This is a genomic window from Marinobacterium sp. xm-m-312, from assembly GCF_013283295.1.
Lineage (GTDB): Bacteria > Pseudomonadota > Gammaproteobacteria > Pseudomonadales > Balneatricaceae > Marinobacterium_E.
Window position 1 is genome coordinate 294,510 of the sequence record NZ_WBYS01000001.1, and the last position, 12,256, is coordinate 306,765.

A 12,256-nucleotide genomic window follows, 5' to 3' on the forward strand; every position below is an offset into this window, starting at 1 on the left:
ATGTCTCAAGATTCACAACCCGCTACTGCGCTTCGCATGATCGATATTCATAAATCCTACGGATCCCTGAACGTTATCAAAGGGGTCTCACTGGAGGCGAAAGATGGCGATGTGATCTCTATTCTCGGTTCGAGTGGCTCGGGTAAGAGTACGCTACTGCGCTGTATTAACCTGCTTGAAAATCCAAGCAAGGGTGAGATCTATCTTGGGGATGAGAAACTTGAGTTGGTGCCATCTAAGAGTGGCGAGTTGCAGGCTAAAAGTCGAAAGCAGCTTGAAAATATGCGTTCGCGTATCGGTTTTGTATTCCAGAACTTTAATCTCTGGCCGCACCGTACTGTGTTAGAGAATATTACAGAAGCTCCCATTCAAGTTTTAAAACAGTCTAAAGATGAGGCGGTGGGGCAGGCAAAACTGATCCTAGAGCAGGTCGGTCTCGTAGATAAGATCGATGCCTATCCTAGTCATCTTTCAGGTGGCCAGCAGCAGCGTATTGCGATAGCACGTGCTTTAGCGATGGATCCACAGCTGTTATTGTTCGATGAGCCAACTTCAGCGCTTGATCCTGAGTTGGTCAATGAAGTGCTGTCGGTCATGCGGGATCTGGCCTCACAGGGACGCACTATGCTGATAGTAACCCATGAAATGCGCTTCGCACGTGATGTTTCGAGCCAGGTTGTCTTTCTTCATGAAGGACATATCGAAGAGCAGGGAACACCAGAGAAACTATTCGAAAATCCTTCATCTGCAAGGGTGAAGGCCTTTATGTCGAGTCATCAATAGGACAGTAGATCCTAATAGGAGAAAATAATGAAATTAAAAAACCTCGTCGTTGGTCTTACTTTGAGTGCTGTTGCAGCCTCTTCAGCTTTCGCAGGCGATAAAATCCGTATCGCTACTGAAGGTGCATACGCGCCTTTCAATATGGTCGATGACAAAGGTCAGCTTCAGGGCTTTGACGTAGATATCGCTAATGCACTTTGTGCTGAAATGAAAGCAGACTGTACGCTAGTGGCACAGGATTGGGACGGTATTATCCCTGGTCTTATGAGCCGTAAGTACGATGCAATCATCGCATCAATGTCGATCACAGAAGAGCGTCTAAAAGTTGTCGACTTCACTAACCCATACTACTCAAACGTTCTCGCTTACGTGGGTCCTAAAGGTCAGTCTATGGGTGACATGAAGGGTAAAACGCTTGGTGCGCAGCGTGCGACTATCGCTGGCCAGTACCTTGAAGACAACATGTCAGGAAGCGCGAGCGTAAAACTGTACGATACTCAAGATAACGCATACTTAGACCTTGCTGCCGGCCGTCTTGATGGCATGCTGTCAGATAAGTTCCCAGCATACGACTGGCTACGAACTGATGACGGCAAAGGCTTTGAGTTCAAAGGCCAGGATATCGACATCGACGATAAGATCGGTATCGCAATTCGTAAAAACGATGCTCTAAAAGAGAAGTTCAACAAAGCACTTCAAGCGATTGTTGATAACGGTACTTACGCGAAAATCAACGCTAAGTACTTCCCATTCTCGATCTACTAATCGGGACAGGCTGTGCCTAAATGGCGCAGCCAATATCTTACTCTATGTTTGATCTTCACGGCTTCGGTCACCTTCTTTGGGAGGGTGCCTGGATAACTATTCAGCTTGCGCTCGCTAGCCTATTTTTTGGCCTTATTATTGGGCTTGCTGGTGCCTCTGCGAAACTATCCTCGATTGCGCCACTTCGCTGGTTAGCAACCGGATACACAACGCTGATTCGTGGAATACCGGAACTGCTTTTAGTGCTCACCATCTACTTTGGTGGCTCGATGCTGTTGATGGCTATCGCAGAGCGTTTTGGTTATACAGATTACATAGAGGTGAGTGCTTTTGCAGCGGGTGTCACGGCGCTCTCTATTGCATTTGGTGCCTACGCTACTGAAGTTTTTCGAGCGGCTATTCAAGCGCTCCCGAAGGGCCAGTGGGAGTCAGCCTATGCTTTGGGCTTGCCTCGCCTGACGACCTTCTATCGAATTATTCTGCCCCAGGTTTGGCGTCTTGCGCTGCCAGGTCTTGGCAACCTTTTCCAAGTACTTCTAAAAGATACCGCACTCGTCTCTGTTGTTGGTTTGAACGACATTATGCGACAGGCCTACGTTGCGACGGGGTCTACAAAAGAGCCGTTCACTTTCTACATGGCAGCCGCACTGATCTATCTTGGTCTCACGGCAATATCTACTTTGATAACTACTTATCTTGAGCGCGCATCAAATCCTGCTGAGAAGAGGGTTGCAGCATGAACTGGTCATGGGATGTGATCTGGGAATATTTTCCACGCCTCTTTGATGGCGTTTGGTTAACACTAGAATTGGTTCTCTATTCAGCCTTAACGGGGCTAGCGATTGCAGTGCCTCTTGCGCTGATGCGTGCCTCTAAAAATCGCTTAGTTTCTGCGCTTCCTTGGGCATACATCTATTTCTTCCGTGGCACGCCGTTATTGGTCCAAATATTTTTGATCTACTATGGCTCAGCTCAGTTTGATCTCATTCGAAATACATCCCTTTGGGAAATTTTCAGTGAACCCTTCTGGTGTGCACTGATAGCGTTAACGCTGAACACTGCAGCGTACAGTGCTGAGCTTGTTCGTGGTGCAATCCAGTCTATTCCAAAGGGGGAGATTGAAGCTGCAGAGGCTTTTGGTATGTCGAAACTGGTTCAGATACGACGTATCGTCCTGCCTCGTGCTTTCGGTATTGTGCTTCCTGCTTACGGGAATGAGTTAATTCTGATGTTGAAGGGTAGTGCGCTCGCCTCAACCATTACTCTGTTGGATCTTACGGGTATGGCGAGAACCATTATTGCTCGTACTTATACCCCGCTGGAGATCTTTTTTGCGGCAGGTATGTTGTATCTTGCTATCGCTGCGCTATTTATTTTGGCGTTCCGGTTTATTGAGCGCTGGCTAAATCGCTATCAATACCCGCGATAACTTTTATCGATTCTGAGCAGATCTTCTAACTGCTCTCACGTATAATTTCACCATACTCATTAGATCTCTGGATTGATCATGCAAGCCACTCCAACAATCACCTCGATTGCTCAGCGTAACGATGCTCCGCACGCACCGTTTTTGCCGCTGTCTAAAGCTGAGATGAAGAAGTTGGGTTGGGACCAGTGTGACATCATTATCGTGACCGGTGATGCCTATGTTGATCATCCATCGTTTGGTATGGCCATCATTGGCCGTCTGCTGGAGTCGCAGGGTTTCAAGGTAGGTATTATTGCTCAGCCAGATTGGCAGAGTGCTGAGGCCTTTAAAGTATTGGGTAAGCCTCGCTTATTCTTTGGTGTTGCGGCGGGTAACATGGATTCTATGATCAACCGTTATACGGCCGATCGTAAAATTCGTTCTGATGATGCCTATACGCCGGGTGGTAAAGCCGGTAGCCGACCTGATCGTGCCAGCATTGTCTACAGCCAGCGCTGTCGAGAAGCTTATAAAGAGGTTCCCATTGTATTGGGAGGTATCGAAGCGTCACTGCGTCGTATTGCTCATTATGACTACTGGCAAGACAAAGTTCGTCGCTCAATACTGCTCGACTCCAGGGCGGATATATTGCTCTACGGTAATGCTGAACGTGCCATTGTTGAAGTGGCTCAGCGAATGTCAGCCGGCGAATCGGTTGGCGACTTGACCGATGTCCGAGGCACCGCTTTTATTCGCACGGATACGCCCGAGGGCTGGATGGAGATAGACTCCACTCGTATCGATAGACCGGGCAAAATTGATCGAATGATCAACCCCTATGTTAACACCCGAGACCTTGAACAGTGTGCGTTGGAAAAGGGTTCCAAAGAGGAGCCTGAGGCTGATGAAGTTCAGGTTCTGCATATTGAACCTAAGGTGCACCTTGATCGCAGTAAAACAGTCATTCGCATTCCCCCATTTGAAAAAGTCTCTAAAGATCCTGTTCTCTACGCTCATGCGAGCAGAGTACTCCACTTAGAGACAAATCCCGGTAATGCTCGCGCGTTAGTCCAACAGCATGGTGATCAAGAGGTGTGGTTGAATCCACCTCCGATTCCATTGACCACTGAAGAGATGGATTTCGTTTTCGGGCTTAACTACGCACGTGTTCCACACCCGATCTATAAAGGGCAAGAGATCCCTGCCTACAAGATGATTCGGTTTTCGGTGAACATCATGCGCGGCTGTTTTGGCGGTTGTACTTTCTGCTCCATTACAGAACACGAAGGGCGCATTATTCAGAATCGCTCTCACGAATCGATTTTAAATGAGATTGAAGAGATCAGAGATAAAGTCCCAGGCTTTACAGGGGTTATCTCAGATTTAGGCGGGCCAACGGCCAATATGTATCGAATTGCCTGTAAGTCACCGGAGATCGAAAAGTCCTGTCGTAAGCTCTCTTGTGTCTACCCGGAGATATGCCACAACTTAAATACTGATCACTCCTCATTGACGGAGCTTTATCGCAAAGCACGCAAAACAAAAGGGGTGAAGAAGGTGATGATTGCGTCAGGTCTTCGCTACGATTTGGCTGTGGAAGACCCTGAATACGTGAAAGAGCTGGTGACCCATCATGTTGGTGGTTATCTAAAGATCGCGCCTGAACATACTGAACGAGGTCCGCTCGATCATATGATGAAGCCGGGCATTGGTACTTACGATGCGTTTAAGAAGATGTTTGAACGCTTCTCTAAAGAGGCAGGGAAGGATCAGTATCTGATTCCTTACTTCATCGCTGCGCACCCCGGTACCACTGACGAAGATATGATGAATCTCGCTGTCTGGTTAAAGCGCAATGACTTTAAAGCGGATCAGGTGCAGGCGTTTTACCCTTCACCGATGGCGACCGCTACCGCCATGTACCATACCGGTCGTAACCCTCTGAAACGTCAAAGCTACAAAAAGTCTTCAGAGCGGGTTGAGACGGTCAAAGGTGAAAAACAGCGTCGTTTACACAAAGCATTCCTACGCTACCACGACCCTGAAAATTGGCCGCTGTTACGTGAGGCTCTGAAGTCGATGGGACGTGCTGACTTGATAGGCGATGGCCCTAATCATTTGATTCCTTCAAACAATTCAGAGGGTGATCAATATAAGAGTCCGCGCCGTAAGAACGTTAATAAGCAAAGTAAGAGTGTTAAAAAAGGTAGATTATTGACTCAGCATACAGGCTTGCCACCTCGTGGTAAGGCTAAAAAAGGGTCATCTAGCGTTAAAAAGCGGCAAAAAGCGTAACATTGATAAAAAATAGTTGTATTCGGCACTAACTGGATTAAACTTAACTCAGTTGTTTACGTTGTGGCGTTTGAAACGTCCAGAGAAACAAGTTGCACTAGAGCTTAACCCTAGGGTTGGCTGGAACACCGAAAGTAAAACTTCGCATCTGATCTTCTGCTCCTTTTCCACTCTGAACTAAGCACTAATTTTGTTAGTTTTGAGTGTTGTGTCATCGTTTTGTCACTTCATCCTGCTAATAAATAACTGGGTTACAAGATAGGCTTGTAATTTAGTTCGCGGCACAGGTCGCACTCAGGCCAAGTCATTGACTTGGTAGATAACTCCCCTCGGGGATGCACTAAAGTTCCTAAATGGGACAGGATTAAGAGGCAAGAAATGTCAGAGCAGCTAACTGGTACAGTTAAATGGTTTAACGACGAGAAAGGTTTTGGTTTCATTCAGCAGGAGAACGGTCCAGACGTATTCGTTCACTTCCGTGCTATCAACGGTACTGGTCGTCGTACACTAGCTGAAAACCAGCAGGTAACTTTCGAGGTTACTCAGGGCCAGAAAGGTCCTCAAGCTGACAACGTAACTGTTGTAGCATAAGAGTAAGATTCTTAGAAAAAAGCGCCATATGGCGCTTTTTTTGTGCCTGTCAGATTAATTACAGACTTTAACCCGACTATAATCTAACGGTCTTTTTCTGGAGCCTGATATGGATCTCGATCCTCAAGTCGATCAACTGATTGAGTGTTTTAATACTCTCTTTTTGGAATCCCTTAATACCGAACTGGTTCGCGGTGATGGGGAGCCTATCTACTTGCCTGCCGATTCCGATTATCCTCATCATCGAATTATCTTTGCACATGGCTTCTTTGCAAGCGCATTGCACGAGATTGCTCACTGGTGTGTGGCGGGTCCAAAAAGACGACTGCTTGAAGATTTCGGTTACTGGTACAAGCCAGATGGCCGTACAGAAGAAGAGCAAGCCGAGTTTGAGCGAGTGGAGGTATCCCCTCAAGCTTATGAGTGGATTCTAACGGTATCGGCGGGTCGAAAATTTCATTTCAGTGCCGATAACCTCTCTCAAGGGTTAGGAGCTTCAGATAGCTTTAAAGAGGCTGTTCTTAACAGGGTGCATCAACTGCTCGACAATGGAATGAACCCACGCTTGAAAGCGCTCAGCGAAGCTCTGAGAACACTCTATGCTGTGGAGCCTCTGAGTGTCGATCAGTTCCAATTAGAGAGTTATTCGTGCGCCAGTTAAGCATCACTGCAACCGATTGGCTTTTACAGGCCAAAGGCGATGACTGGTCTCTCTTTGCTAGCGTTACTAATCGCTTTAACTATCTAAGATTGACGCTGCCGACAAAAGAGTATCTTTACGCTGAAGGTGAGCAGGAACTGGGTAAATCAGATCGAGGTGTGTGGGTGCTCGGTGTATTTGATCATGTCGAGCAGTTACAGTACTTTCTTGCGTTGCATAACGACAACCCATTAAAAGTGCCGGCGCTGAAAATTGAGCAGAGTTGGCCAGTGGTGGCATACCAAGAGCAATCTCTAATGGATTATCCACACTACTCAGGGGTCTATCGTGTCGGTTTCAAATCCTATCGGGTGACTCAAGAGATAGACGGATATCGGGTGGAGTATATTGACGGTTATAAAGCGGCACTGCTGGGAGTGTTGGAGTCAGAGGTTGATGCCTGTCTAGCACTCTACAGCCACTTCGACAGTCGTACCCGTGGCTGTAAGATGTGCTGATCGATCAATGCTGCATATCGTGCTTCATCTCTTTTTTCATACCAGGCTTTTGAATCATTTTGACGGGCACTTCTAATGCTTGGCTAGTTCCATCACTGAAATTTAATTTCAGATCGATTGTCTGATCGATGGAGAGTGGCTCCTTTAGTCCGATAAACATCACATGTAGGCCGCCTGGTTTCAAATGAGTGGTGCTGTTTGCTGGCAGATCAATGGCAGGAATTTTTCGCATACGCATCACTTCACCATCTTTGATATGAGTATGCAGCTCGACCACTTTAGAGATAGAGGACTCAGCTGAAACCACTTGAAGATCGGCACCACTGTTTTTGATATCCATGAATGCGCCGGTCATTTTCTGGCCCGGTGGAACAGCACGCACACGCGCATCTGAAATCTCGACCTCGGCCTGGGCAAGGGTGCTGGTTAAAAGTGACGCGATTAACAGTTTTTTCATCTTAGTTTCCTACTGCAAGATGGAACGGATTTTCTCAACAAGTTGGTTGGGATTGTTGTGTGAGACGCTTCCTAGAAACTCACCTTGTTGATCGATTAGATAGATTTTAGAGGAGTGGTCGACGGTGTAGCCCATCGCTGAATCAGGCTGCTCGACCATTCGATAGTAAGCCCCGTACAGTTTAATCGCGCTGTCGATCTGCTGACGGCTGCCGGTCATACCAAGAATGAGAGGCGAGAAAAACTGAGAGTAGACCTGTAGCTGTTCCAGTGAATCCCGATCAGGGTCGACGCTGTAAAAAATGGGTTGAATTTGGTTTAGTTGCTCATCATCGAGTTCATTGAAAGCAAACTTCATACTGGTTAAAGAAGTGGGGCAGATGTCTGGGCAAGATGTGTAGCCAAAATAGAGCAGTACCAACTTGCCTCTGAAGTCACTCAGTGACAGCTCGCCATCAATACTTTTACCCTGAAACTCACCACCCAGCTGAATCGGTTGGTAACTGTTATTGGGCTTTAGGTAAACCAAGCTAACAATGACGGCTGCCAATATCAGCATCACAATAACGAGTAGATTTTTATTGCGAGTCTTCATCGTGCGTCAAACCTCAATTCAACAATCTCTTGTTTCGAATCCGTTTCAAAAATCACCTTTGCTAGCCAGGTCATCGTCCCTGTGGTACAAACGGCTAACTGAGTCTTACCCTGCCAAAGGTGTTTACTCTTTTGCATTTCAAACTGGTTAACGCCCATGTACATATCGGCGCCTTGCAGATCGACCCAAACTCGATTGATCCCAGGTAGATCAGTTTCAGCCGTCAGAGTCATATTGTTCAGAGATCGAGCTGGCATCGGTCCCAGTGTAAAGCGGTACCGAATATCATCGTTAACGACTTCGCATCTGCCGCTGTTGATATCACAATGTGACACCGGTTTCGGTCCCAAAAAGAGTTGAGAAGCCCAAGTTAAAAGTACTATGGAACTGATCAGGAACAGACTGATAACGATTCGCTTAGGTGGATTAGTCACTTAAATTCCTAACTCTATTGTGCGTATGTTTTCATGCTCGAGCCTAACAGTGAACCAACTTTACGTTTATTTACACGGCTTTTTACACCGGATCAGTGGTATCAGTTCAGATCGCACTTTTATCGATAGGCCGTATAATACAGCTCTTCAAAAGGGGTGTTCATGATAAAGCTCAAAAAAGTCATTGTTGCAGATGAGAATATGCCGGCCGTTGAGACATTGTTCTCCTCCTTCGGTGAAGTTCGCCGTGTGGCGGGTCGCTCAATAGAACCCAGTCAGTTGGCTGAAGCTGATACGCTTCTCGTACGTTCTATTACCCAAGTTAATGCACGGTTATTGAGTGAGACTAAGCAGTTAGAATTTGTCGGTTCGGCGACCATAGGTATGGATCATATGGATTCTCACTACTTGACTGAGCGCGCAATTCCCTTTTCTAACGCAGCAGGCTGTAACGCCGATTCAGTTGTGGATTATGCGCTAGCAGCTATTTATGAATATGCCGAACAGAGAGCCTTAGATCCACGGAATCTCTCATACGGGGTGGTCGGTGCTGGTAATGTTGGCTCTCGGTTAGTTAGCCGTTTAACTGCGCTGGGGGTTAATGTCCTTGTATCAGATCCCCCTCGTGCTCTTCGGGACCCAACCTTTATAGATACCCCTCTCGCGCAGTTAATGGCCCAGTCGGATGTTGTCTGTTGTCATCTGCCGTTAACCAACAGCGGTGAGCATGCAACCCATCACTTGATTGGCGAGTCGCTTTTGCAGCAGCTGATTCCAGGAGCACTGCTTTTAAATGCAGGACGGGGGCCCACCATCGATGGTGAAGCGCTCTTAAGCTTTGCCAAGCAGAGAACCGACGTCACCTTGGTGATGGATGTGTGGGAAGAGGAGCCGACAGTCGACCGTGAATTGGCCTGTCGTGTGTTGATCGGTACGCCCCATATAGCGGGTTACAGTTTAGAAGGTAAGTTACGCGGAACTTACATGCTTTATGAGCGTTACTGTGAGATTTTAGGTCTTGAGGTTTCTGCGGCTTTCGACGGCCTTTTGACAGATTACCCGACCCCAAAACTTGAATTAACTCAACAGACAACGATTCAACTGGTGATTCAATCTGTCTACTCCATAAAGGAGGATCATCAGCGTTTTATAGACTCTTTGACCCCTGCGGAAAATCAACCTAAAGCCTTTGATCAATTGAGAAAGAGTTACCCGGTGCGTCGAGAGTTTTCATCGCTGAAGCTGACCGGTCAGACGACAGGCGCGATGAAAGTTCAGCTTGCAGCTTTAGGGTTTAAGGTGGATGAGGTGCAGGTATGAAGTTTCGCTTAGGCGTATTGGTCAACCCTTATGCCGGTATTGGTGGCAGTGTTGCATTGAAAGGGAGTGATGGTGAAGCGATCAGAGATGAGGCTTTAAGCCGAGGTGCTCAGCAGCTTGCTCCGGTCAAAATGCGTCACGCCCTTGAGGCCATAAAGAGTGATCAAATTGAGCTGTTTACCTGGGGCGGTGCCATGGGTGAAGAGTCAATTAAAGAGTTAAAGTTAGAGTGCCTTGTCTTAGGTTCACCGCAGCACTGGCCGACCAGTGCAGAGGATACGTTGATCGCTGCTAGAGCAATGGTTGACGAGGGTGTCGATCTCATTCTGTTTGCGGGTGGTGACGGTACGGCACGCAATATTTATGAAGCCATTGGGCAACAGGTGCCTGTCCTTGGCGTTCCGGCGGGTGTGAAGATTCATTCAGGCGTCTATACCCTGACCCCTTCGCTAGCAGGGTCATTAATTACTGATCTTATCGAAGGGCGTCTGGTTCGCATGGAGCAGGCTGAGGTTCGCGATATTGATGAGTCTGAGTTTAGGCAGGGCCGAGTTCGTGCAAAATATTATGGCGAACTGCTTGTGCCTGCAGAGCATCAGTATGTGCAGTCTGTGAAAGAGGGCGGCAAAGAGGTTGAAGAGCTTGTAGTCGCTGATATCGCGGCCGATTTTGTTGAGCAGATGGATCCCGAACTTCTCTATGTGATGGGATCCGGCACAACCGTCGCGGCGATCATGGATGAGTTGGGACTCGAAAATACGCTGTTGGGTACCGATCTTATTAAAGATGGAGAGGTTGTCGCTAGTGATTGTTCAGCACAGCAGTTACTTGAGCTAGTGGGGGATGCGCCTTTCAAGATTGTCATCACACCGATTGGCGGGCAGGGGCATCTTCTTGGTCGCGGTAATCAACAGTTGAGCCCGCAGCTGATTCAAAAGGTAGGTCTACCGGGTCTCTATGTCGTTGCGACACGCTCTAAAATCGTCGGACTTAATGGGCGCCCGCTTATTATTGACAGTGGTGACCCAGAGCTGGATCGAAAACTAACCGGTGTGGTGGCGGTGCACACCGGTTATCGAGACGCCGTTATCTACCGAGTCGGAATTTAACGGCGGTTTTGCAGAGCCTCAATACGAGCTGCTAGAGGAGGGTGGCTCGCAAACATCTCCATAAAGCCCTGCTTCTTGATGCTGCTGATGCCAAAGGCCGTGAGCTGTCCGGATAGCTCTTGCGCTTGACCCGATTCAGCCTGCAGTCTTTGCAAAGCATTAATCATGCCCTGCTTGCTCGCTAGGTCTGCACCCGCTTCATCTGCCCGGAACTCACGGCGACGCGAGAACCAAGCCACAATCATATGAGCAAATACGGCAAAGACCATCTCAGCGATAAAGGTCGCGATGTAAAAGCCTATACCAACACCGCCTGAGTTATCGCCACGGCGCAAGAAGCTATCAACGGCGTAACCGACGATACGAGCTAAGAACATCACAAAGGTATTGATAATCCCTTGAATCAACGACAGAGTCACCATGTCGCCATTCGCAACGTGACCTACCTCGTGTGCTAGCACCGCTTTCACTTCATCGGCTTTGAATCGCGAAAGCAGACCGCTACTGACCGCAACCAGTGCGTTGTTCTTATTCCAGCCAGTCGCAAAGGCATTCGCTGCATTGGATGGGAATACCCCCACTTCTGGCATGCCAATACCGGCTTTTTGAGCCAGTTCTGCCACCGTTTCAACCAGCCATTTCTCCTCGGCATTGCGAGGTTGCTCAATGATTTGGGTGCCCGTTGTTCTCTTCGCCATCCATTTCGAGATAAACAGAGAGATGAATGAACCGGCAAAACCAAACACTGCACAAAAGGCTAGTAGAGCGCCAAGGTCTAGGCCGTTCGATGTTAGGTATGGACCAACGCCAAGGATGTTAAGCGTCAAGCTGGCCACCAGAATGATGGCAAGGTTGGTCGCTAAGAAAAGGATTATTCTGAGCATTTAGGTTGCTTCCTCAAACAATTTATCTATTAACACAAATTGTGGCGAAGCAACCTAAATTCAACCTTAAAGGTGAACTCTTAAAGGTTAACGACGCGAGCTTCGATAGCGTTACGCAACTCTTGGTAAGAGTCGATGTTCTCTGGTGCGAAATAGAGTTTGTAGTAGACCTTTTCACGCACGCGGTTGATCCCTTCACGACTATCACCGGTCATCGATGCGTAGGTGTGAGCCATTTGCAAGTGAATGACCAGAGTGCCTGCCGGTTGAGTAAATGAGTGTCCCGCTAGGTCAACGCGCTGGCGCGGTTCATGTTGTGAGTAGAAAGAGATCTCACCAATGTGCGCCATGTTGATTAGAAAGTTTGATGTGATGTCCACAACCAGCTTCTTATCCATGCCGTTGTGGTTCATCTTAATACCGCGATCTTTTTTGATCTTTAAAAACATAACTACTCC

At 47.7% G+C, this 12,256-nt stretch carries 15 protein-coding genes; 10 read left to right on the forward strand and 5 right to left on the reverse strand.

The window, feature by feature from the left end; translation table 11 throughout:
• The 8 genes from XMM312_RS01500 to XMM312_RS01535 all read left to right on the forward strand — a co-directional run bounded on the left by XMM312_RS01500 (nucleotide 1) and on the right by XMM312_RS01535 (nucleotide 7,000).
• Nucleotides 1–783, forward strand: a complete 783-nt coding sequence (locus tag XMM312_RS01500; RefSeq protein WP_173488581.1) for an ABC transporter ATP-binding protein — start codon at nucleotides 1–3, stop codon at nucleotides 781–783.
• A gap of 27 nt (nucleotides 784–810) precedes the next feature.
• A complete protein-coding gene (locus XMM312_RS01505) occupies nucleotides 811–1,548 on the forward strand; it encodes an ABC transporter substrate-binding protein (protein ID WP_169450310.1) in 738 nt (245 codons plus the stop codon).
• 20 nt (nucleotides 1,549–1,568) lie between these two features.
• Nucleotides 1,569–2,288, forward strand: coding sequence for an ABC transporter permease (locus tag XMM312_RS01510; protein WP_254442789.1), 720 nt, complete (start codon nucleotides 1,569–1,571; stop codon nucleotides 2,286–2,288).
• A complete protein-coding gene (locus tag XMM312_RS01515) occupies nucleotides 2,285–2,977 on the forward strand; it encodes an ABC transporter permease (protein ID WP_173480553.1) in 693 nt (230 codons plus the stop codon). The genes XMM312_RS01510 and XMM312_RS01515 overlap by 4 nt, the downstream gene beginning before the upstream one ends.
• Nucleotides 2,978–3,055: 78 nt before the next feature.
• Nucleotides 3,056–5,251 (forward strand): YgiQ family radical SAM protein, encoded by a 2,196-nt coding sequence (locus XMM312_RS01520; RefSeq protein ID WP_173480554.1) that lies wholly within the window; start codon nucleotides 3,056–3,058, stop codon nucleotides 5,249–5,251.
• 378 nt (nucleotides 5,252–5,629) lie between these two features.
• The gene (locus XMM312_RS01525; RefSeq protein WP_173480555.1) at nucleotides 5,630–5,842 is read left to right on the forward strand and encodes a cold-shock protein; all 213 of its coding nucleotides are present in this window, start codon (nucleotides 5,630–5,632) and stop codon (nucleotides 5,840–5,842) included.
• Nucleotides 5,843–5,951: 109 nt separating this feature from the next.
• Nucleotides 5,952–6,503, forward strand: a complete 552-nt coding sequence (locus XMM312_RS01530) for an elongation factor P hydroxylase (RefSeq protein ID WP_173480556.1) — start codon at nucleotides 5,952–5,954, stop codon at nucleotides 6,501–6,503.
• Nucleotides 6,491–7,000, forward strand: coding sequence for a hypothetical protein (locus tag XMM312_RS01535; RefSeq protein WP_173488582.1), 510 nt, complete (start codon nucleotides 6,491–6,493; stop codon nucleotides 6,998–7,000). Before XMM312_RS01530 ends, XMM312_RS01535 begins: the two co-directional genes overlap by 13 nt.
• 4 nt (nucleotides 7,001–7,004) lie before the next feature.
• Here the strand turns inward: XMM312_RS01535 and XMM312_RS01540 are convergent, their stop codons facing one another.
• The 3 genes from XMM312_RS01540 to XMM312_RS01550 are packed head-to-tail and all read right to left on the reverse strand — an operon-like array spanning nucleotide 7,005 to nucleotide 8,485.
• A complete protein-coding gene (locus XMM312_RS01540) occupies nucleotides 7,005–7,457 on the reverse strand; it encodes a copper chaperone PCu(A)C (RefSeq protein WP_173480558.1) in 453 nt (150 codons plus the stop codon).
• 9 nt (nucleotides 7,458–7,466) lie between these two features.
• On the reverse strand, nucleotides 7,467–8,051 hold the full coding sequence (locus XMM312_RS01545) for an SCO family protein (RefSeq protein ID WP_173488583.1): 585 nt from the start codon (nucleotides 8,049–8,051) through the stop codon (nucleotides 7,467–7,469).
• Complete coding sequence (locus tag XMM312_RS01550) at nucleotides 8,048–8,485, reverse strand: hypothetical protein (RefSeq protein ID WP_173488584.1); 438 nt, start codon at nucleotides 8,483–8,485, stop codon at nucleotides 8,048–8,050. Before XMM312_RS01550 ends, XMM312_RS01545 begins: the two co-directional genes overlap by 4 nt.
• A gap of 162 nt (nucleotides 8,486–8,647) precedes the next feature.
• Between XMM312_RS01550 and XMM312_RS01555 the strand changes: the two genes are divergently transcribed.
• Together XMM312_RS01555 and XMM312_RS01560 are read left to right on the forward strand one after the other, a co-directional pair.
• Entirely contained in the window at nucleotides 8,648–9,805 is a 1,158-nt protein-coding gene (locus tag XMM312_RS01555; RefSeq protein ID WP_173488585.1) for a 4-phosphoerythronate dehydrogenase, read from the forward strand.
• A complete protein-coding gene (locus tag XMM312_RS01560; RefSeq protein ID WP_173480562.1) occupies nucleotides 9,802–10,914 on the forward strand; it encodes an ATP-NAD kinase family protein in 1,113 nt (370 codons plus the stop codon). Before XMM312_RS01555 ends, XMM312_RS01560 begins: the two co-directional genes overlap by 4 nt.
• Here the strand turns inward: XMM312_RS01560 and htpX are convergent.
• Both htpX and XMM312_RS01570 read right to left on the reverse strand, forming a co-directional pair.
• The gene (htpX, locus tag XMM312_RS01565) at nucleotides 10,911–11,798 is read right to left on the reverse strand and encodes a protease HtpX (RefSeq protein WP_173480563.1); all 888 of its coding nucleotides are present in this window, start codon (nucleotides 11,796–11,798) and stop codon (nucleotides 10,911–10,913) included. The two genes, XMM312_RS01560 and htpX, sit on opposite strands and share 4 nt — an antisense overlap.
• 80 nt (nucleotides 11,799–11,878) lie before the next feature.
• Nucleotides 11,879–12,247, reverse strand: a complete 369-nt coding sequence (locus XMM312_RS01570; protein ID WP_173480564.1) for a hypothetical protein — start codon at nucleotides 12,245–12,247, stop codon at nucleotides 11,879–11,881.
• Nucleotides 12,248–12,256 lie beyond the last annotated feature (9 nt).